The 25,721-nt window shown below is 41.7% G+C and carries 29 protein-coding genes; 1 reads left to right on the top strand and 28 read right to left on the bottom strand.

Annotated elements, in window-relative coordinates:
• Positions 1-19 precede the first annotated feature (19 nt).
• From ACXADT_RS12110 to aroC, 11 genes are all read right to left on the bottom strand, one after another.
• Positions 20-1,123, bottom strand: a complete 1,104-nt coding sequence (locus ACXADT_RS12110; protein WP_270179046.1) for a prephenate dehydrogenase — start codon at positions 1,121-1,123, stop codon at positions 20-22.
• Positions 1,120-2,223 (bottom strand): histidinol-phosphate transaminase, encoded by a 1,104-nt coding sequence (hisC, locus tag ACXADT_RS12105; protein WP_474835315.1) that lies wholly within the window; start codon positions 2,221-2,223, stop codon positions 1,120-1,122. The genes ACXADT_RS12110 and hisC overlap by 4 nt, the downstream gene beginning before the upstream one ends.
• A gap of 9 nt (positions 2,224-2,232) precedes the next feature.
• Positions 2,233-3,060 carry a tryptophan synthase subunit alpha gene (gene trpA, locus ACXADT_RS12100; protein WP_270179048.1) on the bottom strand — a complete coding sequence of 276 codons (828 nt, stop codon included), beginning with the start codon at positions 3,058-3,060 and terminating at the stop codon, positions 2,233-2,235.
• Positions 3,053-4,240: a tryptophan synthase subunit beta gene (gene trpB, locus ACXADT_RS12095; protein WP_474811414.1), complete on the bottom strand. Its 1,188-nt coding sequence runs from the start codon at positions 4,238-4,240 to the stop codon at positions 3,053-3,055. Before trpB ends, trpA begins: the two co-directional genes overlap by 8 nt.
• Positions 4,241-4,242: 2 nt before the next feature.
• Positions 4,243-4,875 (bottom strand): phosphoribosylanthranilate isomerase, encoded by a 633-nt coding sequence (locus ACXADT_RS12090; RefSeq protein WP_474835313.1) that lies wholly within the window; start codon positions 4,873-4,875, stop codon positions 4,243-4,245.
• A complete protein-coding gene (gene trpC / locus ACXADT_RS12085; RefSeq protein ID WP_474835311.1) occupies positions 4,865-5,632 on the bottom strand; it encodes an indole-3-glycerol phosphate synthase TrpC in 768 nt (255 codons plus the stop codon). The genes ACXADT_RS12090 and trpC overlap by 11 nt, the downstream gene beginning before the upstream one ends.
• Positions 5,625-6,647, bottom strand: coding sequence for an anthranilate phosphoribosyltransferase (gene trpD / locus ACXADT_RS12080; RefSeq protein WP_474835309.1), 1,023 nt, complete (start codon positions 6,645-6,647; stop codon positions 5,625-5,627). The genes trpC and trpD overlap by 8 nt, the downstream gene beginning before the upstream one ends.
• Entirely contained in the window at positions 6,640-8,076 is a 1,437-nt protein-coding gene (gene trpE, locus ACXADT_RS12075; RefSeq protein WP_270179053.1) for an anthranilate synthase component I, read from the bottom strand. Before trpE ends, trpD begins: the two co-directional genes overlap by 8 nt.
• 364 nt (positions 8,077-8,440) lie before the next feature.
• On the bottom strand, positions 8,441-8,803 hold the full coding sequence (gene aroH / locus ACXADT_RS12070) for a chorismate mutase (protein ID WP_474835307.1): 363 nt from the start codon (positions 8,801-8,803) through the stop codon (positions 8,441-8,443).
• A 3-nt stretch (positions 8,804-8,806) separates the two neighbouring features.
• Positions 8,807-9,883: a 3-dehydroquinate synthase gene (gene aroB / locus ACXADT_RS12065; protein ID WP_474835305.1), complete on the bottom strand. Its 1,077-nt coding sequence runs from the start codon at positions 9,881-9,883 to the stop codon at positions 8,807-8,809.
• Between the two features lie 3 nt (positions 9,884-9,886).
• Positions 9,887-11,059, bottom strand: coding sequence for a chorismate synthase (gene aroC / locus ACXADT_RS12060; RefSeq protein ID WP_270179056.1), 1,173 nt, complete (start codon positions 11,057-11,059; stop codon positions 9,887-9,889).
• Positions 11,060-11,346: 287 nt separating this feature from the next.
• On the opposite strand from aroC, the gene ACXADT_RS12055 reads away from it, so the two are divergent.
• On the top strand, positions 11,347-12,762 hold the full coding sequence (locus tag ACXADT_RS12055; protein WP_474835303.1) for an amidase: 1,416 nt from the start codon (positions 11,347-11,349) through the stop codon (positions 12,760-12,762).
• 66 nt (positions 12,763-12,828) lie between these two features.
• Here ACXADT_RS12055 and ndk read toward each other — a convergent pair whose 3' ends face one another.
• The 17 genes from ndk to ACXADT_RS11970 all read right to left on the bottom strand — a co-directional run bounded on the left by ndk (position 12,829) and on the right by ACXADT_RS11970 (position 25,653).
• On the bottom strand, positions 12,829-13,272 hold the full coding sequence (gene ndk / locus ACXADT_RS12050) for a nucleoside-diphosphate kinase (RefSeq protein WP_474835301.1): 444 nt from the start codon (positions 13,270-13,272) through the stop codon (positions 12,829-12,831).
• A 99-nt stretch (positions 13,273-13,371) separates the two neighbouring features.
• On the bottom strand, positions 13,372-14,343 hold the full coding sequence (gene hepT, locus ACXADT_RS12045) for a heptaprenyl diphosphate synthase component II (protein ID WP_270179059.1): 972 nt from the start codon (positions 14,341-14,343) through the stop codon (positions 13,372-13,374).
• Positions 14,344-14,375: 32 nt separating this feature from the next.
• Positions 14,376-15,095 (bottom strand): demethylmenaquinone methyltransferase, encoded by a 720-nt coding sequence (locus tag ACXADT_RS12040; protein ID WP_270179060.1) that lies wholly within the window; start codon positions 15,093-15,095, stop codon positions 14,376-14,378.
• Positions 15,096-15,099: 4 nt separating this feature from the next.
• Positions 15,100-15,927, bottom strand: coding sequence for a heptaprenyl diphosphate synthase component 1 (locus ACXADT_RS12035; RefSeq protein ID WP_270179061.1), 828 nt, complete (start codon positions 15,925-15,927; stop codon positions 15,100-15,102).
• 126 nt (positions 15,928-16,053) lie between these two features.
• Positions 16,054-16,275, bottom strand: a complete 222-nt coding sequence (gene mtrB, locus ACXADT_RS12030) for a trp RNA-binding attenuation protein MtrB (protein ID WP_224877989.1) — start codon at positions 16,273-16,275, stop codon at positions 16,054-16,056.
• Positions 16,276-16,296: 21 nt separating this feature from the next.
• Positions 16,297-16,863, bottom strand: a complete 567-nt coding sequence (gene folE / locus ACXADT_RS12025) for a GTP cyclohydrolase I FolE (protein ID WP_474811392.1) — start codon at positions 16,861-16,863, stop codon at positions 16,297-16,299.
• A 118-nt stretch (positions 16,864-16,981) separates the two neighbouring features.
• Entirely contained in the window at positions 16,982-17,254 is a 273-nt protein-coding gene (locus ACXADT_RS12020; protein WP_224877993.1) for an HU family DNA-binding protein, read from the bottom strand.
• 297 nt (positions 17,255-17,551) lie between these two features.
• Complete coding sequence (gene spoIVA / locus ACXADT_RS12015) at positions 17,552-19,030, bottom strand: stage IV sporulation protein A (RefSeq protein WP_270179063.1); 1,479 nt, start codon at positions 19,028-19,030, stop codon at positions 17,552-17,554.
• Between the two features lie 220 nt (positions 19,031-19,250).
• The gene (locus ACXADT_RS12010; protein WP_270179064.1) at positions 19,251-19,970 is read right to left on the bottom strand and encodes a hypothetical protein; all 720 of its coding nucleotides are present in this window, start codon (positions 19,968-19,970) and stop codon (positions 19,251-19,253) included.
• Between the two features lie 37 nt (positions 19,971-20,007).
• Positions 20,008-20,205: a DUF2768 domain-containing protein gene (locus ACXADT_RS12005; RefSeq protein WP_270179065.1), complete on the bottom strand. Its 198-nt coding sequence runs from the start codon at positions 20,203-20,205 to the stop codon at positions 20,008-20,010.
• A 254-nt stretch (positions 20,206-20,459) separates the two neighbouring features.
• A complete protein-coding gene (locus ACXADT_RS12000; protein ID WP_270179066.1) occupies positions 20,460-20,711 on the bottom strand; it encodes a stage VI sporulation protein F in 252 nt (83 codons plus the stop codon).
• 85 nt (positions 20,712-20,796) lie between these two features.
• Complete coding sequence (locus ACXADT_RS11995) at positions 20,797-21,849, bottom strand: NAD(P)H-dependent glycerol-3-phosphate dehydrogenase (RefSeq protein ID WP_474835298.1); 1,053 nt, start codon at positions 21,847-21,849, stop codon at positions 20,797-20,799.
• A 13-nt stretch (positions 21,850-21,862) separates the two neighbouring features.
• Positions 21,863-22,462 carry a glycerol-3-phosphate 1-O-acyltransferase PlsY gene (gene plsY / locus ACXADT_RS11990; protein ID WP_270179068.1) on the bottom strand — a complete coding sequence of 200 codons (600 nt, stop codon included), beginning with the start codon at positions 22,460-22,462 and terminating at the stop codon, positions 21,863-21,865.
• Positions 22,463-22,494: 32 nt separating this feature from the next.
• Positions 22,495-23,808, bottom strand: a complete 1,314-nt coding sequence (gene der, locus ACXADT_RS11985) for a ribosome biogenesis GTPase Der (RefSeq protein ID WP_270179069.1) — start codon at positions 23,806-23,808, stop codon at positions 22,495-22,497.
• A 173-nt stretch (positions 23,809-23,981) separates the two neighbouring features.
• Positions 23,982-24,167, bottom strand: coding sequence for a capping complex subunit for YIEGIA (locus ACXADT_RS11980; RefSeq protein WP_270179070.1), 186 nt, complete (start codon positions 24,165-24,167; stop codon positions 23,982-23,984).
• Positions 24,164-25,054 carry a YIEGIA family protein gene (locus tag ACXADT_RS11975; RefSeq protein WP_270179071.1) on the bottom strand — a complete coding sequence of 297 codons (891 nt, stop codon included), beginning with the start codon at positions 25,052-25,054 and terminating at the stop codon, positions 24,164-24,166. The genes ACXADT_RS11980 and ACXADT_RS11975 overlap by 4 nt, the downstream gene beginning before the upstream one ends.
• Positions 25,051-25,653 carry a YphA family membrane protein gene (locus tag ACXADT_RS11970; protein ID WP_474835296.1) on the bottom strand — a complete coding sequence of 201 codons (603 nt, stop codon included), beginning with the start codon at positions 25,651-25,653 and terminating at the stop codon, positions 25,051-25,053. The genes ACXADT_RS11975 and ACXADT_RS11970 overlap by 4 nt, the downstream gene beginning before the upstream one ends.
• Positions 25,654-25,721 lie beyond the last annotated feature (68 nt).

The following is a 25,721-nucleotide window of genomic DNA, read 5'->3' as shown; positions in this document are numbered from 1 at the left end:
TCGTTCTGCATCTCCTTACTCAGTCATCTATATACGTCGTAAAATATGTATCGAGAACCTGTTTAGCCCGGTCACGATCGCCTTCAGACCTGAAGCTAACTCTCAATACGCCCATGATATCTTCACGTGTTTCGATAATACGTATGTTCGTGATCGATATAGCCTCTTTTGCGAGGTTTTGTGTCACAGCAGCGATAACACCTGGCTCGTCTTCCACATCTAAGAACAAATCATAAAAGGCAGGGATCGCTCCTCTAGATCGAACGGGAAGTCCGTCTCTAAAATCCTTTGCATCAGAAAAATAACGGTAAATTTCATCTCCGTCCTCATGCTCGATATGTGAGTGAATACGACCTAGTTCTTCTTTTAGATCATCGATCATCTGAAGCAGGACGCGCTTATTCCTTAGTAATATATCACGCCACATCACTGGACTTGCCGATGCAATCCTTGTTATATCCCGAAACCCTCCTGCCGCGAACCTTGCAACATTGATGCGTTCATCATTATTGCTAGAGCTCACATAGTTCACAAGACTGGCTGCTAAAATATGCGGAAAATGACTGATTAAACCAACAAGGTAATCATGCTCCTGTGCATCTAGTTCTACAAAAGTAGCATTCGCGCCCTTTAACAGTTCCTTCAATTCTCGTAGTTTATCTGTATCCAAACCAACTTCTGGTGTTAAGATATAGAACGCATTTTCGAACAGATGTGACTTAGCTGCTGAAACACCCGTTTTATGAGAACCTGCCATAGGATGGCCGCCAATAAAGGTTACGTTCGAAGGCAGCGTTTGTTTTGCATGTTCAACGATCGACTGCTTCGTGCTTCCAACATCTGTTACGATTACGTTTTGATTTAGTTGGAGTTTGCTCAACTGATCGAGTATCATTTCCGTTTGAACAACTGGGGTAGAAATGATGATGACATCAGCTGATTCAACAGCTCCTTCAAGTGAAGAAGCTGTTTCATCAACGACTCGTAATGCTTTCGCAAGCTGGAGCTGATTTTCGTTAACATCGAATCCTTTAATCATTACGTTTTTATGTGCCTGCTTGATCGCTAGTGCGATTGAACCACCTATTAAACCAAGTCCAATAATTGCTACTTCTTTATTCATGAGTTCAAGTTTCTCCGATCTTCTACAAACTGAGTTAAATGTGAAATGATTTCTTTATTTTGTTCGTCGGATCCAACCGTAATGCGAAGAGAAGTAGGCAATCCAAGGGCACTACCTGAACGGACGATATAGCCTTTTTTAAGCAGGTGTTCAAAAACCTCATCAGAAGGTACTTCAAAATCGATCAACACGAAATTGCCTTGTGATGGATAAACGGTGAGTCCGAACTTGCGGCAAAACTCATAGTAACGTTCTCTACCTTTTTCATTTTCTTCTCGGCAGCGATCGATAAACTCTTGATCCTGAAGTGCAGCAATTGCAGCTGCTTGAGCGACTCTCGATGTATTGAATGGCTCTCTCGATGGTTCGATGGTCTGAATGACTTCAGGGTTTGCAACACCATATCCAACTCGTAAAGCTGCGATTCCATATGCCTTTGAGAAAGTCCTCAAGATAACAAGATTCTTGTAGCTTGGGAGTGCAGCTAGCGAATCGTGAAAATCATCCGCTGTTACATACTCTTTATACGCTTCGTCTAAAACGACGAGCACATGCTCAGGAACGCGATCTAAAAATTCGATGAGTTCCATTTCAGTAACGTGTTCTCCAGTCGGGTTATTCGGGGAGCACACCCAAACGATACGTGTTTCGTTATCGATTGCCTCAAGCATTTTTCCTAACTGATGCTTACCAGATTTTAACGGAACTTCTCGTATCTCCGCATCTTCAATAACGGCATTATGACGATATTGAGGAAACGTTGTTGATGCCATGACAGTATTTGTTCCTTTTTCAAGGTACGTTCTACAGATCATTTGAACGACTTCATCAGATCCATTCCCAAATACTAACTGATTCTGATCAACATCAAGAAAAGCTGCAACAGCATCCCGTAGTGAAGCTGCGTATCCATCTGGGTAGATATGAAGTTGAGATAGCTCTTTCTGTATAGCATCTTTTACAGATTGGGAAGAACCATACGGATTCTCATTTGAAGCTAGCTTTACCACTTCTTTTAAACCAAGCTCTTTCTTCACTTCTTCAATTGGCTTCCCTGGCTTGTAGGGAGTTAGCCCCTTAAGTTGACGTTTTGGAATCATAACTGCACCTCACGAATGTATTGTCGTTTTCTCAAAAGGAGCCACCAAATCCCTCACATATGCTCTGATCTGATCGATTGCTTCCTTTTGTGTCTCTGGATTCTGTAAAGCTTCTACTTGTGATTCTACTTGCCTAATAATCGCACTTCCAACGATGACACCGTCGCAATAATCTTTTAGCTCCTTTACATGTTCCGGTCGAGAAACACCAAATCCAACTGCTACCGGCACCTTACTTTGTTTTTTCACCCTCTCGACGAAAGTAAAGACTGAGCTCTGAAAATGAGAGCGAGTTCCTGTTACACCGAGTGAGGATACACAGTATAGGAAGCCAGTGGCTTCATCAGCAATTTTCTTTAGGCGTTCCTCTGAAGTAGTAGGAGCTACAAGAGAAATAAGAGCCGTTTCATTTTTAAGACAGCTCTCTTTCCATTCTCCACTTTCCTCAAACGGAAGGTCTGGAACTAAAAGTCCATCGACATCATTTTTACGCACTAAAGCGAAGAAGCGATCTTCTCCTAATTGTAACAAAAGATTATAATAAGTAAATATAATTACAGGGATTTCAAGTCCTTTTTCACGCATTTTCGGAACCAAGTCCATCGCTTTTTCGAGGCTCATTCCATTTTTCAACGCTCTTTCTGATGCACGTTGAATCACTGGTCCATCAGCAAGTGGGTCAGAATATGGTATTCCGAGCTCAATGGCATTAGCTCCTTCTTCTTGTAACATGAGTGCTAGTTCGATCGTCGTCTCGGGTTCAGGATCTCCCGCTGTAATGAATGGGATAAACAGATCGTTTTTATTCTCAACATGCTCTTTGAATCGTTTATTCATCTACATCACCTCCAAGGTGCTCCATGATCGTATGAACGTCTTTATCTCCTCTCCCTGATAAACAAACAAGGATTTCTTGAGATGCTGTTAATTCTGGCGCTTGTTTAATCGCTTCAGCAAGTGCGTGAGCGCTCTCGATCGCAGGGATGATCCCTTCTTCTTCAGAAAGAATCTTCAAAGCATCTAATGCTTCCTGATCTGTAATACCTTTATACGTGACACGTCCTGTTTCAGATAAATATGCATGTTCTGGTCCTATTCCAGGATAATCTAGTCCAGCTGAAATCGAGTATGGTTCTTGGATTTGCCCCGTTTCATTTTGAAGAAGATACGTAATCGAACCGTGGATCACCCCAAGCCTTCCTTCTGATAAAGTCGCGGCGTGTTTTCCAGTGTGAATCCCTTTTCCTGAGGCTTCCACCCCAATTAAATCAACTTGTTCTTCTAAATAAGGATAGAACATTCCCATCGCATTACTTCCGCCACCAACACAAGCAATGATCTTGTCCGGAGTTTTCTCTAGTTGAACACGTGATTCATCGCCTATGACACGTTGAAAATCTCGAACCATCTTCGGATAAGGATGCGGCCCAACTACGGAACCGATGAGATAAAAGGTATCCTCTACATTAGACACCCAGTATCGAATCGCTTCGTTCGTCGCATCTTTTAATGTTTTACTCCCAGAGGACACAGGGACGACTTCTGCCCCTAATAGTTTCATTCTGAATACATTCAATTCCTGCCGTCTAATGTCCTCCTCACCCATGAAGACTTTGCATTCAAGGCCATACCTAGCTGCTACCGTTGCAGCAGCTACCCCATGCTGACCAGCGCCTGTTTCTGCTACGATCTTTTGTTTGCCCATTCTTACAGCGAGTAATGCTTGTCCGATCGCATTATTCAATTTATGAGCACCAGTATGATTTAGGTCCTCACGTTTCAAATAAATTTGTGCTCCTCCAAGCCGTTTAGATAAATTCTCAGCATGAGTAATCGGTGTTGGTCTACCAGAATATTTTTTTAATTCTTCGTGATAGTGTTCGATAAATTCCTTAGAACTCATCGCTTCGTTCAAGGAACCTTCTAATTCTTCTAGCGCATACATTACCGTTTCCGGAACAAATTTCCCTCCGAATTGTCCGTATCTTCCACGTTGATCTGGTACGATCGTTGACATGATTAACACAGCCTTCCCTGAAGTTTTTCAATCTTATTGCGATCTTTTCCATCGTTATGCTCTATTCCGCTCGATAAATCAATTCCATCAGGCTGATACGAAAGAAGTTCAGTGACGTTGCTCTCATTGATGCCACCAGCAACAAACAAAGGAACACCTTGTTTATGTGCTTCTTTTTTGTAGGAAGGAATTGATTCCCAATCAAACTTCTTCCCAGTTCCACCCCACTGTCCAGGTAATTTCGTATCGATAACATAACCATCCGCTATCCCTGCAAAAAGCTCCATGTCTTCTATCGCTGATTGTCTATGATGGATTACTTTCCAAATCTCTTTCCCTGTCATCTGCTTGATCTTCGTAGCGAACGAAGCATTTTCACTTCCATGTAGTTGGACGATGTTGACCGGGACTGATCGCACGATATCAGCGATCTCCTCTAAATCAGGGTTAACAAAAACCGCTACGATTTTCTTACCATTCGGTGGGAAGTCCTTTAACCATTTTCCCACCGTCTCTCCTTCAACCCGTCTTGGACTGTTTGCAAAGATAAATCCTGCATGAGTCGCGTGACTTTCTCTTACAAGCTTCCAATCTTCAAGTGATCTGTTTCCGCATAGTTTTAATTTAGCTTTCATAGACAGTGCTCCTAAACAGATCGCTTATCCTTTCCTCAAACCTTCCGCCTCTCATGAGAGCTTCACCAACGAGCACGCCTGATGCACCTGCCTTGATTACATCTTGAATGTCATGATGATTTGAAATGCCACTCTCACTGATCATCAATGATTTAGAAGGTACGAACGTACTCATGTCTCTCGTATGTTTCGTAGACGTTTCAAAGGTGTCTAAGTTTCTGTTGTTAATTCCGATGATGTCTGGTTCGAATTCGTTCGTAAGTGCTTGTATCTCTTCACTTGAATGCACTTCCACAAGGCATTCTAAGTTGTATTCCTTAGCCAAGTCATAAAATTCTTTTGTTTTCTTAGCTCCAAGTACTTTAACGATCAGTAATATCGCATCAGCACCGATCAGCTTACTTTCTTCAATTTGTCTTTTATCGATGATAAAATCCTTACGTAGAACAGGAAGATTAACATGCTTCTTAACATCAGTTAGGAATGTGTTACTTCCTTTAAAAAACGTCTCATCAGTCAAGACAGAAATGGCATCCGCTCCAGCTCGTTCATAGGCCTTCGCTACTTCTACCGGATCAAAATTTTCATTGATCATTCCTTTTGAAGGTGAAGCTTTCTTAACTTCAGCAATCAATCCGATCGTATGATTAGCATTTATAATGCTGTCTTTAAGGGATACGTGATTCACTTCCACTCTTTCTGGCAAGGTAAAGTTCTTTAACTCTTCTTTCTTCACTTCGACAATCTTATCAAGCATGTACATTTAACTCCCTTCCGTTAAGCAAAGTTAGCTGTTTACTAGCTTCTCCATTTTCGATCGCTTTTCTCGCAATATGCACGCCTTCGGCAATGGACTCACTTACTCCTGCAAGGTAAAATGCAGCACCTGCATTAAACAGAACGACACCTCTACGTGCTTTGTTTGCTTTATTCTCAAAGATGTCTGATATGACTTGAGCACTCTCCTTCGCTGTTTCCACACGAAGCTCACTTGAATGCTGTGATTCTAAGCCGACGTCTTCAGGAGTTAATCGATACGTCGTTATCTCGCCTTCTCTTAATTCAACAAAGTCGGTATATGTGCTGATGGAGCATTCATCCATCCCTTCTCCTCCCGTGACGAGAAGCGCTCTCTTCGTACCTAATCGTTTTAATGATTCGGCCATCTTCAGCGCCTTCTCATGTGAGTATACACCGATCAGCTGGGATTGGCTTCCAGCAGGATTCGCTAATGGACCAAGGCTATTGAACACCGTTCGAAATCCGATCGCTTTTCTAGCATTCACAGCGTGTTTCATAGCTACGTGGTAGTTTGGGGCATAAAGAAAACACATGTTTCGGTCTTTTAACACTTCGACGGCCATCTCTCTTGAAGATTGTGTCGGAATGCCAAGTTCATCTAATACGTCCGCACTTCCACTCTTAGATGAAACTGCTCGATTTCCATGCTTCGCGACTTTCACTCCTTGGCTCGATACCAAAATTGCTGCAGCAGTCGAAATGTTGAACGTTGAATGACCATCTCCACCGGTTCCGCACGTATCGATCAATGGTAATCCTCCGTGATCCAGCTGTAGTACATGATTACGCAGTGACCTTACAAAGCCGGTTAGTTCATCTACGGTCTCACCTCTTACTTCTAATAACGTTAAAAAGCTTGCGATCTGTGCATCCTCTACTTGCCCTTCCATAATAGAATCCATCATCTTTTCCGCCTGTATTTCAGATAATGTACCGCCATTTAACATCTCTTTTAATTGCTGTTTAAACATTGAGCTCTTCTCCCCTTTTACCAAAAATGGATTCCGCTACCTGGATCGCTTTGATTAAAGCACTCGCTTTATTACGCGTCTCTTCCCATTCATTCTCCGGGATCGAATCTGCTACCACACCCGCTCCTGCTTGGATATAGGCTTTTCCACCTTTTAAAACCATCGTCCGGATTGCGATACAGGAATCGATATTGCCATCGAATCCAATGTATCCGATCGCACCAGAATAGATGGAGCGAGGTGTTGGTTCAAGTTCCCTTAAGATTTGCATCGCTCGTATCTTGGGTGCGCCTGAAACCGTTCCAGCGGGAAAAGATGCGATGACAGCATCGAGGCTTGTAACGGTTGGAGCCAATATCCCGGTGACCCTTGAGACGATATGCATCACATGTGAAAACCTGCCGATCTCCATCAATTGAGGGATAGAAATACTTCCATATTCAGAAACCCTGCCGACATCATTTCTCGCAAGATCGACAAGCATGTAATGCTCGGCTCGTTCTTTCTCATCTCGAAGGAGTTCCTGTTCAAGGGCAACGTCTTCCTCTTCTGTTCTCCCTCTTTTTCGTGTTCCAGCGATAGGATCGATTTCAACCGTTCCATTTCTCACTTGAACAAGTTTTTCTGGCGAGCTTCCGATGATCTCAACATCGTCCATTTTTAGATAAAACATATAAGGCGAAGGGTTAATAACTCGTAATACGCGGTAAAGGTCTAACCCTTCCACCATGATTTCTTTTTCAAAACGTTGAGAAAGAACCGCTTGAAACACGTCTCCTTCAAGGATATATTGCTTTATTTTTTCAACATCCGCCAAAAACTTATCTTTTGGATAATTTGAGGTTACTTGAGAAAAATCAACCTCATCCTCTATATTATTAGGAATATTTATTGCGTTCGTATGAACTGGTAAAGCAGCAAGCGTTGTTAGTTCGTCGATCACTTGAAGACCGTGTTCATACACGTTATCGATTTGCTCTCTTTCATCAACCCTTGCATTATGGCTAACGGTTAGTCGTTTCAAATGATGATCATATATCAAGAGATTCTCACACACATGTAAATGGTAAAGTGGTACACCCTTGTCTCTCTTTGGATGTTCAGGCACTTTATCGAATTGACTGATAGAATCATATCCGATATAGCCTACAGCACCACCATAGAAAGGGAAATCAGTATCAATCGTTTTAGGCTTCATCAACTGAAACAATGCGTCTACGCCTGATTGAAAAGAATGACTTGTCAGGACGGTCGCTCCATTATGATCGATTACAGAGAATTTCCCTTGCAGCTCGACCAATGAGTAGATCGGATCTGATCCAATAAAGGAATATCTGGACCACTTCGATTCCTGGTCACTACTCTCTAACAAGAAACTTGCGCGGTCACCAAGGTTTTGAAAAATTTGGATTGGGGTCGTCGTATCCATGAAATACGACCTCATTAATGGGATGGTCCTGTAATTCTCGGCATCCTTTTTAAAAGAAGAAAATTCTGTGGTCAACTTTCTCACTCCTCCATCGGTTGAAATGGAGAATGGAAAAGCTGAGTATTGATGAGGATTTATTATGGAGGTATACCAAATAACAGACAAATTGTCTGAATACTCACATACCTAAAAAGGGTATAAAAATCCCCCTGATTGTCTCAGGGGGTATATATAGACGTATCCCTCTAAGCTCTCCTCAACTCAACTATCCTATTCTCTACTATCTCAGCTCAAAATCTAATTCGTTCTAATTCTTTCATCTCTTCTAAACTTAAATACATACTAGTATGGTCGTGTTTATTTGTCAACTTACAAGATCAGGACGTAACGCGACCGCTTTCTCTAAATAAACATGCTGGATTTCATCTTGATTCATATCAGTATTAATCATCATCAAAATGCGAATACATGATGATAGAGCTCCATCAACTGGTATTTCAGAAGAACAGAGTAAAGGAACATGCATCCACCCATCAAGAGCGCGAACAGCCTCTGCAGGAAAAACAGCATTTAGATCGTTCGTCATCGTAAACTGAATCGATGCTACACGATCCGGTACGACGTTGTTTTGGTCGATCACCTCTTGTAATAACCTTTCTGTTGCCTCGAGTATCTCATCTTTATCGTTTTGTTCAACAGTAGTCGCACCTCTAACTCCTCTAAGCAACCTTTACTCTCCCCCTTCAAAACTTGTTTCAAGCAGCTTCAAAGCGGCGTTGTCATCGATCGTTACCCTTTGTGGCTCACCGATTTTCTTCAAAAGAACAAATGACAAGTTCTGATTTTCTGCTTTTTTGTCTTTTTTCATCCGTTTCACTAGTCGATTAGCGTTTAATGATTTAGGGACGGCGGTCGGAAGCTCCATTTGTGAAAACCACTTCTCTATATCATGAATACGAAGATCGACTGAATAATATGATTCGCTCAGCTTTAGTGCGTAGATCATACCGATCGCAACAGCTTCACCATGCGTGATAACGCCATAACCAAGCTCAGCCTCTATCGCATGACCAAGTGTATGACCAAAATTAAGGTGAGCCCTCACGCCCTTTTCTCGTTCATCTTCTTTTACGATCTTCCCTTTGATACTAATCCCTTTTTTGATGATATATTCTAATTCTTCGTCCGTATAAGACTCTACTCGTTTCCCACGACTCATAAGCCAATCTAGAAAGGCTTCATCTTGTATAAAGGCGTGTTTGATCACTTCACTAAAACCAGATCGCCACTCTTTGATCGGTAACGTACGGAGAAAATTCACATCATAGATAACAGCAGCAGGCTGATGAAACGCTCCGATCACGTTTTTTCCATAAGCATGATTGATACCTGTTTTTCCACCCACGCTAGAATCATGTGCGAGAAGGGTAGTCGGTACCTGAACAAAGTCGATGCCCCTCATATACGTTGCAGCTGCAAAGCCAGCTAAATCCCCTACGACGCCACCACCTAGCGCGATGACACAGGACTTCCTATCGAGACCTGCTTCTAACATCGCCGTTAAGCACGCTGCATATTGTTCCATCGATTTGGACGTCTCGCCAGAAGGGATAACATGCACAGTAATATCTTTATCTTCGTCTAAAAAAGAAGAAAGGTACTGTTCAGATACCGTTTCATCAGTAATTAAGAAGTACTTGGAATAAGGGTGAAGCTGATCGATAAGTTTCCGCCAATTCCTACTTATCCCTACCCCGATATAAACGGGGTAGCTTCTGTTAGTCGTATCGATCACCATTGATTCCATGACTTAAAACTCCTGACTGTAAGTTTTGTATTGACTGAGGTTGCTTGCGATCTCTTCAATACGATCATGCCCAAACTTTTCGAGTAATGAAGATGCGATCTCCCACGCGACAACATTCTCTGCTACCACACTAGCTGCCGGTACGGCGCAGCTATCCGATCGTTCGATGCTTGCATTGAACGGTTCTTTCGAATCGATATCGACACTCTGTAGCGGCTTGTACAAAGTTGGGATCGGCTTCATAACACCTTTCACAACGATAGGCATCCCAGTCGTCATGCCACCTTCAAAACCACCAAGACGATTCGTTTTTCGCGTGTACCCTTCATCATTCGACCATTGTATTTCATCATGCACTTCACTGCCTGGAAGTCTAGCAGCTTCAAAGCCAATTCCAAATTCAACACCTTTAAACGCATTGATGCTAACGATGGCGGCAGCTATTTTTGAATCGAGCTTTCGATCAAATTGAACGTGACTCCCTAACCCGATCGGTACTCCTTCTACGACTACTTCAACGATGCCTCCGATCGAATCTCCATTACTCTTTGCATCGTCGATCGCTTTCATCATCTTTTCACCAGCTACTTCATCAAGGCTCCGAACAGGTGATTCTTCTGAAACACGCTGCATCTCCTCTAGCGACATCTCTCCGCTATAATTGCTCTCGATACCACCGATCATACGAACGTGTCCTGCGACGTTGATTCCAAGCGTCTTTAATAGCTTTTTTGCTACCGCTCCTGCAGCGACTCGAACTGTCGTTTCACGTGCAGAAGATCGTTCAAGAACATTTCTCATATCACGATGGCCGTATTTTATCGCCCCATTAAGATCCGCATGTCCTGGCCTTGGGCGAGAGATCTGACGTTTCATATTCTTCTCTTGCGATTCTGTAAGAGGCTCAGCTCCCATGTAGTTTTTCCAATGTGTCCAGTCCTTGTTTTCAACAACAAGCGTAATAGGAGCACCTGTGGTTTTTCCATGGCGAACCCCACTCATAATCTGAACTCGGTCTTTTTCAATTTGCATTCTTCGTCCGCGTCCATATCCTAGCTGCCTTCTGGCTAATTCTGTATCTATGTCTTCTGCAAGAAGTTCTAGTCCTGCAGGTACCCCTTCTAAAATTGTTGTTAATTGTGGTCCATGCGATTCTCCTGCTGTTAAGTATCTCATCCTACTTCCTCCTCCAATACACTTTGGCGCTTTTACGTACTACTATATCATAATGAAAAACATCCGTGTAATGATTTTTTCGATTCTGACATTACGAATTCCTATTAAAATTTAAAAAACACCGTAGACGTCTTTGTTATTGCAGTTGGTGTGCCTTCATGTTAACCAAAATGATCGAATAGGAACACGAAGTATATTTTTACAAGTTCGCTTTTCTGTCTAAGAATTGCTCGCCGCCTTTTTTTTCGCTAAAGTTAAACTCATAGACCATTTTAGGAAGTGATACATTGAACATTATAGACTTGAGTGCCATAGAAATGGCGAGGCTGATCGCTCATAAAGAGATCTCCCCAGTCGATGTTGTTTCAGCACACTTAGATCGAATCGACAAGCTTAATGGGAAACTGAATATGTTTGTTTCTGTCTTTAGAAACGAAGCATTACAAGAAGCAAAATCAGCAGAAGACCGATTGATGGGAGGAGAAAGCCTCGGTCCACTTCACGGCGTTCCGATCGCACTAAAAGACCTTACACCCGTTCGAGGAAGACGTACAACGTTTGGCTCACAGCTCTTTAAAGACCATATTGCTACACATGAACCAACAATCGTCAAACGTATTAAACATTCAGGAGCGATCATCGTTGGAAAAACGAACACACCTGAATTTGGACATAAAGGTACAACGGATAACGAAATTGTAGGCCCTACTAAAAATCCCTGGAACCCCTCTATGACTGCAGGTGGGTCGAGCGGTGGTTCAGGGGCTGCCGTTGCAAGCAAATGTGTCCCGCTAGCAGAAGGAAGCGACGGAGGCGGTTCAATACGTATTCCAGCGAGCTTTAACGGAATTTTCGGGTTAAAGCCTACTTTCGGTCGAGTTCCATTCGATAGTTCACCTATTAATCGATTTGGTACGACGCAGCCATACGTTCATTTTGGACCTTTGAGTAGAAGGGTAGAAGATTCCGCTCTCCTTCTATCAATACTTGAAGGATATGAGCCCAACGACCCTTATTCAGTCCCTCTTGTAAAAGAAAATTTAAATGAAGAAGCGCTTAAAGGAATAAAAGGGATGACGTTTGCTTACACGAAAAATTTTGGATTATATGAGTGTGATTCTGAGGTAAGCAGTGTCATTGAGAGCGTTCTACCTATTTTGGAAGAGTACGGCGCAAAAATAGTAGAGGTACCAATTGACTTTGGGTTAGATCTCAGAGAATTAATATCTTTCTTTAATAGAATGTGGTATGCGGGTCTTGCTACAGCGTACGGCGATCTCTATGACCGAAACCCCGCATCATTTGGTTCTTCAGTAGCAACTATGATCGCTGAGGGAAGATCGATCAGTGCAGTCGAACTTCGTAGAACGGAGGAACTGCGAACTGTTATTTGGAATAAGTTACAGCATATTTACAGCGAATATGATGCATTACTATCCCCTGTCCTAGGCGTTACCGCTTTCCCATACGATATCGAAGGCCCTGACCGAATAAACGGTAAGGATGCAGCGCCCATCTCTGACTGGATGATGACACAGCTCTACAATTGTACAGGACATCCAGCTGCCTCGATCCCAGCAGGGTTTTCAGGTGGTTTGCCCGTTGGATTACAAGCTTCAGCAAGTAAATTTAATGACTCAATCCTTCTTCGCATTGCAAACGTAATCGAAACTGCAAACGGCACCAGTTCACCTAGCCTATAAAAAAACAACCGACCGGACAAATTGTCCGGTCGGTTGTATATAAGCGCTTTCATAAAACTTAAAAAATTAAACCCATTTAGAAATGGTCTTTGAATACTCATTCACTTCATTTTCGTTGAAGAACAATGATACTTCACGCTCAGCACTTTCAGGAGAATCTGAACCATGGATAACGTTCATGCTAACCTGAACACCGTAGTCCCCACGAATTGTACCTGGAGCAGCATCCTTCGGGTTTGTTGCACCCATCATCGTACGAGCTGTTGAGATTACGTTCTCACCTTCCCATACCATTGCAAAGACAGGTCCAGAAGTAATGAAATCAACGAGTTCTCCAAAGAAAGGACGCTCTTTATGTTCACCATAATGGTTTTCTGCTAGCTCTTTTGAAACCGTCATCAATTTAGCTCCCACCAAATTAAAACCTTTTTTCTCGAAACGAGATACGATTTCACCGATAAGGTTTCTTTGAACGCCGTCAGGCTTTACCATCAAAAACGTTTTCTCCATGTAAATCTCCTCACTTTCAACAAGTTATATGTATTGGGCAGAAAGCGTTTTCTGCCCTCCAAATTCTATCAAATTTTCGAAAAAATAACAACATTACTTTTAATGTTTTCTTTTCCCTATGTATTCTGCGATTTGCTTGAGTGAGGTTCTCGAAGAAGTTGATGGCAGATGCTCTAGCGCTTGAAATGCTTTTTGAAGGTAGCGATCACTAATCTCTCGAGCGAATTCTATTCCCCCAGAAGACTTTACGATAGAGAGAACCTGATCCACTTCACGTTGTGATACTGGTTTTCCATCGGAGAATACGTTCATGATGTCGTGTTTTGCATTCCCCTGATGCATCGCATAGAGAACGGGTAACGTGATGTTCCCTTGAAGAAGATCTCCACCAGCTGGCTTCCCTAGTTCCCTTACAGTACCTGTGTAATCTAAAATATCATCTGTGATCTGGTAGGCCATCCCTACGAAATAACCGAATTGCTTGAGGTGCCATTGTTCAGCTTTAGATGCCCCTGCAGCAACGGCTCCAAGTTCACATGAAATCGAAATCAGAAGCGCGGTTTTCCGTTTGATCCTTCTAAAGTAATCTCTTAAATTCTGATTCCAATTAAACTGATCTCTTATTTGCTCTATTTCACCGATACACATTTCTAGGATTGCATTCGACAGAATGCTGTTTGCTTCAGGATCTTCTAGTTCCGTAACTAATTCAAGGGCTCTGGCGAAGATGTAGTCCCCCGTATACATCGCTACACGGTTGTCCCACTGGGCTTTAATGGTTTTGGCTCCTCTTCTCATTTCAGCATCATCGATCACATCGTCATGAACGAGTGAGGCCATATGGATCAGCTCTAATGCAACCGCAACATTCTTCATTTTTAAAAGGTCATAATCTCCGAACTTCCCGGAAAGCAGTACAAAGACGGGACGTATCCTTTTCCCCCCTGCTTTAAGAAGGTGGTTAGATGCATCTCGCAAGACTGGGTGGTGAGCATTCACCGTCTGTTCGAGTTCTGACTCTATGAAAGTTAAATCTTTTTTTAATGAGGCATATATCGTTGTTAGTTTCATGAGATCCACCTAACTGATTTTCACAAATATCTTTAATGGTTGATTTTTTCTGGTTTAAAGCCCATATGCATTGCAGCAGCTCCGCCAGAGTATGGCTTCACATCTACCCGCTCGAAGCCATTCGAAAGAAAAAGCTTTCTTAATTCTTCCGCACCCGGGAAAGAACTGGCTGATTCCTGTAACCAGGAGTACTCGTTATAGCTTTTAGCAAACATCTTGCCGAGTAAAGGCATGACAAACTTAAAATACCCATAATACACTTGTCGGAAAACAGGTAACGTCGGTTGAGAGGTTTCAAGACAAACGACACGACCTCCTGGTTTCACAACTCTATACATTTCTTTAATCACTTGATCGTAATCCGGTACGTTTCGCAGTCCAAATCCAATCGTGACGTAATCAAAAGAATTATTATCAAAAGGAAGCTCCATCGCGTTTCCGTGGATGAGCGTCACATTCGACTTTTCTTGATTCTTTACTTTTTCTTTACCGACTTCGAGCATATTTTCACTAAAGTCTAGCCCGATTGCCTCTCCACTTTCACCTACTGCTTCTGCCATTGCAAGCGTCCAATCCGCTGTACCGCAACATACATCAAGCGCTCTTGCTCCTTCTTTTACTTCCATTCGTCTCATCGTATCTTTGCGCCAAGCTTTGTGACGCTGAAAGCTGATGACAGAATTCATCACGTCGTATCGTTTTGAAATGGATTGAAACACTTGATGAACGCGTTCTTCTTTGGTGGTAGCCATCTATTTATCCCTCTTCCGCCATTTTCTTCTCATGTACACCGTTCATTCCCCAGTAAAACTCATGCCTATTATAAAACCAGCGATGAAAATCAGAATACTGTTGAAATAGAAAATCGATGTCTTTCTTAGCATGTTCAACGTACGAATCTAGAACTGACCTTGCCTTTGCCGTTTGTTCGGTCGTCAATGTAGATCCTTTAACTGAAAGAAACGTGAAGGCGATTTTGTGAAGAAGGTTGGTCCCTGTCTGAATTAACTCTTGTTTTCTTTCAAAAAGCAGGCGATTCAAATAAAAATATTGGGTACCGAACGACTTCCATTCATCAAGATCGAAATGTTCTGCAACCTTTCGTATCAAGATGGATTCTATATCCTTCAAGTTTTTAAATAGATGATCAACAGACTGATCATCCGCATGGTAAAAAGCCATCTTTGATTCATTGATTTCTTGGATCGCTCCAGATAACGTACGAATCAAATCGTTGTCTTGCCATTTAGATAGGATATGGTAATACATGCTACTGAAATAGTCCCCCGCTAAGACAGTCAGCTGTCTCGTCTTACGCTCACCTTCATTTTGAATATCTTTCAGTGAGATACGTTCGTGAGTGTCTAATGCTATCTGAACAAGCATGATGGAGAGCAATGTATCCTGCTTTCTTTCCTTCTCTAAAGAGGTCTGCTCTAGCATCTCGTGGAACAGATACAGCTTCTCCTCATCGATAACTGGTATATCGATGAAACGAAGCAAGTAAGAATGTGCCAAACGAGCATGCAACATCTCCCGTACGACGTTTAGTTGTTGATGTTTATGATCCATAGAATTCTTCATATCCCTTACCCCTAACGTATCTTCCAGTAGAGTATGTATTTATACTTAGTATAGCACAAGAAGGCTTGTGCTAAAACGGAACTGAAGCGGTGCCAAATGAAGAAAAGCAGGCTTTAATACCCTGCTTTACTCATCGTTGTTAATCTCACCATGGCTAGTTTGAATAACGGCCTTCCCTCTAATTTTCACTGCAGAAGTATGCTCGGTAAACTGCGCGATCATGACCTCACCTTTATCGAGCTTCTCAGAATGATGGAATCTCGTATCAGACCCACGTGTTAATCCGATAACGTTCACACCATTCTCAAGAGCTTTAATAACAAAGAAATCATTGTTCTCTAATTTCATGATATCCCTCCTGAATCAGGATTAACCTTTAATTAAACCAAGTACTTCTGCTCTTGCAGCAGTATCAGTCTCAAAGATTCCTCTTACTGCAGAAGTAACTGTTGAAGAGCCTGGCTTCTTCACGCCTCTCATCGTCATACACATATGCTCAGCTTCTACAACGACCATCACCCCATGAGGTTCTAGTGTGTCGACCATCGTATTCGCAATAGTTGATGTGATACGTTCTTGAAGCTGTGGACGTTTCGTAACAGCTTCTACCGCTCTAGCAAGCTTACTCAGACCAGTAACCTTTCCGCCTTTTGGTATATATGCAACGTGAGCTTTCCCAAAGAAAGGAACTAGGTGATGCTCACACGTTGAATAGAATGGAATATCTTTAACAAGGACTAATTCTTCATGATCCTCTCCAAATATCGTTTGGAAATGTTCTTTTGGATCTTGATTAAGTCCTTGGAAAATCTCTTCATACATTCTTGCAACACGCTTTGGCGTATCTTGTAAGCCTTCGCGCTCAGGATCCTCGCCGATCGCTTCTAGGATCATTTTAACTGCTTCTTGTATTTTTCCATGATTAACTTCAAACATTGTTCTTTACTCCTCCATTCAGGACCTTACAATACATATGAAAATTTTAGCACACGGAGGATCAGTTAGCAAAAAAGAAGAGTCGCATAAGGTGCGACTCTTCTTTTGCCCTATGTATTTACTTAACTGCATCCTTAAGGGCTTTACCAGGTTTAAAAGCAGGTACCTTGCTTGCAGCGATTTCAATCTCTTCGCCAGTTTGAGGGTTGCGCCCTTTACGAGCAGAACGCTCACGGACTTCAAAGTTACCAAAACCAATTAGTTGAACTTTGTCACCTTCTTGCAAGGACTGCATAATGTTATCAAAAACTGCATCAACAGCTTTTGTAGCTTCTTTCTTAGAAAGCTCTGCAGATTCTGCAACAGAATTGATAAGATCTGTCTTGTTCATTCCGTTCACCTCCTCTCAAGAGAGATGCATACATACATTCATTCACAAAATATCCGATATTTATACGGAGCAATGCACGTTTAGTACGTTTGCAAGCCCTATAATATACGAAGACGCTGAAGAATTCAATATGTTTGTCCCGATTTGAGCCATTTTTAGGGGATTTTTTCTCTATTATCCGCTATTTCATCTAATTGTAAACGCTTTATATCAATCTTTTGGGAAGTAATGAAGATCATTTTGCAATCGTTTCGTTACCATGCGAAAAACCGACTCCAGCTATTGGAGTCGGTTCAATTATAGTATGATCGCAATTAATCCGCCTGAACCTTCGTTGATAATTCGCTCTAAGGTTTCTTTTAGCTTATATCGCGCATTTTCAGGCATAAGACCAAGCTTTGCTTGGATGCCTTCTCTTACGATTGAGTTCAAAGACCTTCCAAATATATCAGAATTCCAGATCGATAATGGATCTTCTTCAAAATCTTGCATCAAATACCTTACGAGCTCCTCACTTTGTTTCTCTGTCCCGATAATTGGAGCAAACTCTGACTCCACATCAACTTTTATCATATGGATCGATGGCGCAACAGCTTTTAGCCTTACCCCAAACCTTGATCCTTGACGGATGATTTCAGGCTCATCGAGGCTCATATCTTCAATGGATGGCGCTGCAATTCCGTAACCAGTTTGTCTCACCATTCGAAGGGCATCTGAAACCTGGTCATATTCAGCTTTCGCAAATGCAAATTCTTGCATCAACTGAAGTAAATGATCTTTCCCTCTTATCTCAACCCCAACAACTTCTTTTAATATTTGGTCATATAAGTCTTCAGGGGCATAGAGGTCGATTTCTGCAATTCCCTGACCCATTTCAATTCCTGCTAACCGAGCATTTTGAATGAACTCAAACTCTTCAAAATTGCCTACTACTCGATCAACATCCCGTAATCTTTTGATGTCTTTAACGGTTTCTCTAACGGATTCTTCGTAGTTCTGCCTTAGCCAGTGATCTTGATGGAGCACCATCACCCAGCTCGGTAAGTTCACATTCACTTCTAAAACTGGGAATTCATAAAGAACTTCTCTCATCACGTTGTTGATATCATGCTCTGTCATGCTCTCAACGCTGAGTGAGATAACAGGAATATCGTATTTATTGGATAAATCTCCTCTTAATGCTTCTGTCTGAGGATGGTGCGGATGAGCCGAATTGACGATCATAATAAACGGCTTTCCAACTTCTTTTAATTCTTCAACCACTCTTTCTTCTGACTCAAGATAATCATGACGAGGAATTTCACCGATAGAACCATCTGTTGTAATCACTACACCGAGAGTGGAATGCTCCTGGATGACTTTACGTGTACCGATCTCAGCTGCTTCTTGGAATGGGATCGGTTCTTCGTACCAAGGTGTATTGATCATTCTTGGTCCATCATCATCTTCATATCCCTTTGCCCCTGGAACAGCATACCCTACACAGTCTACAAGCCTTACATTAACATCTAGTCCATCCTCGACATGAATTTGAATCGCATGGTTAGGTACAAATTTTGGTTCAGTGGTCATAATCGTGCGTCCTGCAGCACTTTGTGGGAGTTCATCCTGTGCTCTTGCACGATCGGAGTCACTTTCCATATTCGGCAGTACAATTAACTCCATAAACTTTTTGATGAATGTTGATTTGCCTGTTCTAACAGAACCTACGACCCCCAGGTATATATCTCCTCCTGTACGCTCTGCGATATCTTTGAAGATATCCACTCTCTCCACGTGATCGCCTCCTGAATTCCACCTCATTGGATGGAATAATTCAATACTGACCGCAGACTTACTTGGACACTATCATTCTATGATGTTGTCCAATAAATATGACAAATCACAGTAAAAGCATTTGATTTACGAGAAACACCTTGCCTCCTCTATAAATCCTCCACATAAAAAAGTCCCTCCTCTTTTTAATAGTTGTATTGCTAAAGAGAAGGGAAAATACCTATTTTGCTAAAAAAACAGCTTTACCATTTTCAATTGTATAGGGTACGGACGAAACTGGAACGTAGAAAGAATTAAAAGCTAATAAGTCCCTAATATCATCTCCTTCTTCAAAGGAATGATCGGGATTATTCGTAATCGCCTTGTTTAGATCGCTCCGATAATCCACGTGAACGTTTCCTTTCTCATCGAGGAAAAAAGGAAGGTCATCGTTAGTGAAAGGGCTTTTAATCGTTGGTTCGGTGTCCAATCCTAGCTTTTCGTAATCGATAGAGTATCGATCTTTTGCCAAGATGTCTTTGAACGGTGGGTACTTATGGTTTCTTCGATAATCGTTGATTCTCATTTGTAAGTCTTTTACTTCTTCAACGATAATCAAATCCAATATTCGAACCATCGGATCTTCTTCTACATTTATCAGTACGTATTGAAAGACGCCCCCATTTTCAAAAGAGTTTCCTGGTGGCTCTTGTAAATAAGCTGGTACTAGCTTTTTAAAGTCGATCGGATATTTTTGATAGATAGGCGTACCTTGTTCCCTCGTTTTGATAGGAAGCACGGACTTATTATCTTGATATTGCTTGACAGCCGTCTGAACCGACTCGATTTGATCCGTATAGGGTATCCTATTTTCGCCTTTTCTACTTTCTGGATACAAACACCCAGAAAGAATAAGTAAAAGGCTTGTCCATAAAAGAAGATTTAGTCCAAGTTTTTTCATTTTTTTCAGTCCTTCAACGTAATATTTCGAGAACTCCTCAGTCTGTTGGACCTGTAAAAACAACGAGGAGCATGAGAACACCCGAAGTGAACATGCATAAATAAGCGAAGGTTGACACGAGTACTTTTAATACTCCATTTAATTTAGCTCTACTGAACATGATCGCGAGTACAGCGACGAACATCAACCCCATTGATGATAGCGCTACCCACATTTTTATTAATGCCGGTGACATATACGTTCCTCCAGTCTAATCTAACTGCTGCCCACCATTATATCAAAATTTAACCGATCAGTCCTAACCCCTTTCGATAAAATAGTGAACTCTTTATGTACCCACAAATAAAAAGCTGAAGAAAGGGGCTTTTCCTCAGCTTTGACTATATGAATTTCATTGAAGTGTGCTTCTGCTCAATAATCGTTCTGTATCAGTATATGATGTTTCATCCATCCGGTATCGTTTAAACGCCTAAATTTCGTTTACTTTTCCTATTTTTGGCTGAATAACTTTGCAATGGAAGCGAAATCCAAAGGTATGTTTTTATTCACGATGGCCTTTACGATCCGGTCTTCCTTTTCTTTAGATACCTGCACGTTGGCTACACGAGCAACGTTTGCAATTAGCCTTCGCACAGTTCGTTCATCTGAAAAGTCTGCGCCTTGGACCGAGTCAGCCAATTTAAATATGTCTTCTTTTTTTACATTGGTTTTCTTTTCAATATTATCAAACAAATCGCTCACACTGTTTCCTCCTTACCATTATGGTTCAACATAGTGTATGCAAGGAGGAATACTTCGTGCTTTCCCTATCTAAATTAATTGAAAGCTATTGTTTACGATTCAATTCGAATTTATCAGCCAGTAACGATGTGAGATCCTCTGTTTCATGAGTTCTTAATCTGCCCATAAGCTGATCTACGCCATCTTTTGGTTCAATATTATTGAAGAGCACTTCATATAAGACGGATGTGATCGGCATCTCTACCTGCTGTTCCTTTGCAAGATGATAAGCAGCCTTAGTCGTTCGAACCCCTTCTACGACCATCCCCATGTTCTCAAGAACTTCATCGAGGCTATTGCCTTTACCTAATAAATTTCCTGCACGCCAGTTCCTACTGTGGGCACTCGTACATGTCACCACAAGGTCGCCGATTCCTGTAAGACCCATAAATGTAAGTGGGTTCGCGCCCATCGAAGCTCCAAGTCTCGCAATTTCTGCTAAACCTCTTGTAATAAGAGCAGCTTTCGCATTGTCACCATAACCGAGTCCATCAGATAACCCAGCACCTAAAGCGATAATATTCTTAAGAGCTCCTCCTAGTTCAACACCAATGATGTCATCATTCGTGTAAACACGAAAATTCGAATTAATAAAGAGGTCCTGCGCATATTCAGCTTCCTTGATATCCTTAGAAGAAACCGTAACGGTCGTCGGATGACGAAGACTAACTTCTTCAGCATGACTTGGTCCAGATAGCACTACGACCGATTTTCTGAGATTCTCTGGAATTTCTTCTTCGATTACTTGTGATATACGCATGAGTGACCCTGGTTCAATACCTTTACTCGCATGGATAATCGAAACAGGATCTGCGATTAACCCCTTTAACTCAGGTAACACGTCTCTTAATGCCTTCGTAGGCGTAACGAGTAATATTGCTTCCGCGCCTTCTACACAATCAGCAAGGGACGTAGTAGCGTGTAGAGATGCAGGTAAAGTGATACCAGGCAAATATTTTTCATTCGTATGATTTTCATTAATCTCTTTTGCTAAATCCTCTCGTCTAGCCCACATTTTTACGTTGTGGTTGTTATCTGCAAGAACGATCGCAAGCGCTGTCCCCCAGCTTCCTGCACCTATTACTGAAATCGTCGCCATTCTATCTCACTCCTCACTGCTCTACTTTTTGTCCAATCTTACTCTCATTTCCTGATAGAAGTCTCTTCACGTTTGTACGATGTCTAAATAGTGATAAGATCGCTACAAAAAACCCTAGAAGTACATACGATGCAGGATTACCACCGAGTAAGAAGATAAATGCCGGTGTTAATACAACAAAAATAAGTGATCCAAGTGACACATATCTCGTAATAAAAATAGCTATGATTGCAAGGATACCTGCATACAGTGCTGGTAAAAAGGCGATCGTAGCGAATACTCCAATCGTAGTCGCAACTCCTTTACCACCTCTAAACCCGAAGAATACCGGCCAATTATGACCGATAATCGCAGCGATACCAGCTAGGAAAGGCACGATGGGTTCCGCTGAAAACCAATAGCCTAACCAAACAGCGATAACGCCTTTTAGTACATCGAGTAATAGAACCACGACCGCAGGTACAGTGCCCAAAACTCTGAGAGTGTTGGTAGCGCCTGCGTTCCCGCTTCCATGTTCTCTAATGTCTATCTTCTTCACAATTCGAGCGATTAAATAGCTGAAGCTAACTGATCCGAGAAGATAAGCAGCTACGCAAATCAGAATTGCGATCATCGAATTCCCCCCTCAAATGAGATGCTTAAACCTTATTCACTCTTCTTTCTCGCAAGAATGCGAAGCGGAGTTCCCTGGAAGCCAAACGTCTCTCGGATTCTATTTTCTAAAAAGCGTCGATATGAGAAATGAAGCAATTCAGGATCATTTACGAACAGTACGATGGTAGGTGGCTTTACCGCAACTTGAGTTGCGTAGTTGATCTTTAGCCTTCTCCCCTTATCTGTTGGCGTTGGGTTCATCGCTACAGAATCCATGATCAATTCGTTCAACACGTTTGTTTTTACTCGAAGCGTGTGATTCTCTGCAACGGTATTGATAACAGGTAGTAATGTATGAAGGCGCTGCTTCGTTTTTGCAGAAAGGAAAACGATCGGTGCATAGCTTAAATACAAGAAGTGATCTCGAATTTTTTGTTCAAAGTTACGCATCGTTTTATCGTCTTTTTCAACAGCATCCCATTTGTTCACTACGATTACGACAGCTTTACCTGCTTCATGTGCATAGCCTGCTACTTTCTTATCCTGTTCGATGATTCCTTCTTCTCCATCGATGACAACGAGAACAACGTCTGAACGTTCAATTCCTCTCATTGCGCGTAGCACACTGTATTTTTCTGTATTTTCGTAAATTTTTCCACGCTTTCGCATACCGGCTGTATCGATGATGACGTAATCCTGTCCTTCTCTTGTAAAGGAAGAATCGATTGCATCCCTAGTTGTACCAGCTACATTACTAACGATGACCCTTTCTTCACCCAAAATGGCGTTAACAAGTGACGATTTACCAACGTTTGGACGACCGATAACAGAAAACTTGATGGTGTTCTCATCATATTCAACTTCACCTTCGTCAGGGAAGAATTTAAATACTTCATCTAGTAAGTCCCCAAGTCCTAGTCCGTGGGATCCTGAAATCGGGAATGGAGCACCTACTCCTAGTGAATAAAAATCATGAATCAACGCTTGTTGTTCAGGGTTGTCAATTTTATTGACTGCTAGCACGACGGGTTTCTTTGAGCGGTAGAGGATTTTTGCTACTTCCTCATCCGCATTCGAGATGCCATCTCTACCATTTACCATAAAGATGATCACATCAGCTTCATCGATCGCGATTTCAGCTTGATATCGAATTTGTGAAAGAAATGGAGCATCTCCAATTTCAATACCGCCTGTATCAATAATATGAAAATCACGGTTCAACCATTCTGCTGAACTATAAATACGATCTCTTGTTACTCCTGGTGTATCTTCGACAATTGAAATTCTTTCTCCTACAATACGATTAAATATAGTCGATTTACCAACGTTTGGACGACCGACAATTGCGACAACTGGCTTGGCCAATATGTACACGCCCTTTCAAAATAAGTATCTATCTTAAGCTTACCTCTAGAAAGCCGTGGACAAACTTTCCAGTAGCTCATTGTAAAAAACCCTCCTTGACTAAGAAGGGTGTAGTCTCTTGATAGCTTTTATATCTTATCAAAAAAGCAACCAATGAACAACAGAGTATCTATCTAATGTTTGACGATAATATACACATCATTGCTCAACTTATGGGCAATTCCGTCCAGGATCGCTTCCAATTCCGCGGCAACTTTATCCATTTCAGCTTTCGTGTCGCAAACGAACACATTCGCACCTACCGGAACTTTATGTACAGAATCCGTAATAGCAGCCAGTATCGCTTTTTCCAAGATCACGACTGATCACTTCCCTTCTCTTTCGTTTCAGTAGGCATACGAATAGCGTTTTCAAGGGTAGGAACTTGCGAAATGATTTTTTTTGCAAGTTCCACATTATTATTCTGAGGAAGGATGAATACGCCAATCCGCCCATCATCAAGGTCACGTTTTATTAATGGAACAAGTGCTGGCGTACCTGAGTCACGATAAACTCCTAGAGAAATTGCTAGATCGTGAAGAATGGCTTGTCTCTGTCCAAGATTTCCGATCGTCATCCTAGCGTCAAAGTTTTTAGGACTAATTACAAATCCTAGTCCATGTTTCAAAATTTCTTCCTGTCTTTCAGGTATCCCAATGTTCATAATATAAATATTGTCTACATATAACCCTGCGCCTTCAAAAGAAAGTGTAGAATGTTCGATATATGCGATTTTTCCTAGTTTACTTCCAGTCATATATTTTCTTGCTACTAGAAATGAAAGTACCGCCGCTACAAGAGAGGCCCACACGTTTAAAGATAAATAAGCGAGCGACGTTACAAAAGAAATGAAGATCACTAAATAATTCCTACCTTCAAATGTAACGGCAATTCCTTCGATATATGATGCTCCTCTTGGTACCAACTCTAACGTATCCATTTCTGTTAACGTTTTTCTTTCCATATTCCTTACTTCTCTAAATTGCGAAGCCGCGAGCGTCAAGAAAGTGACCGCTGTAAATTCTTCTGACATGATTGAAGGCACTACTAATGCCCCTAGTGCAGCTGCAATAAACCCTAATGCAAGATGAATGATCATCCCATGAGGATAAGTAGGATACTGACGATAATCTGTACGAAACATATAGATTCGAGATAACGTACCGATGATTACACTAAACAAGATCGGAACCGTAAATTCATTCATGAATAACCACGTCTTTCTTGATGTTTTTTCATAACGTTCTCTAGGTGGCTCGTAAGCTGGACAAACCCTTCCCATATGAAGATGCCCGTAACAGATATCGCCATGATGTCTAAAGAGCTATACCTACCAATCACAGTTTGAATGCCCATCTGATAATAGATTACCGCCATAATAAGTTCTCCTTGTACGATCGCAAGCATCAAAAGCGCGCACCTTTGTCCTGCCCCTTGTACCGTCAAATGGACGATAACAAACAGTGCTAGAGCGATGGACCATGATGTGTATAGATAGCTAAACACTGGATCATATAGAGAAAAGAGTTCGATCGATGCGTAAGCTGCCATAAGCATCAATACGACTAGAGCAGCGTAAAACTTCTTACTATGTAGTGTTTTCATTAACATAAAATAGCCGATTAACCAGCATAGAATCAATGCGCCGTTCATGTTAAAAACCACGACCGAAATCTCCACATTTGCTGCACAAATCATGATCAAACATAAAACGACGATATTTTGGGTCGTTTGTGATGGTTTAACAAAGAAGACAAGAACGATGATAGCGATCCAACTTAACCAAATAAATAGTGCCCCATCCAAAGCAATCACTCCTTATTATGCTCAGTATGGGAAAAATTCTGCGTGATTAGACCAATAATTAAAAAATG

Source organism: Anaerobacillus sp. ABR4_321 (assembly GCF_056158505.1).
The sequence above is the reverse complement of the archived record's forward strand: the minus strand, read 5'-3'. Positions and strand labels throughout refer to the sequence as shown.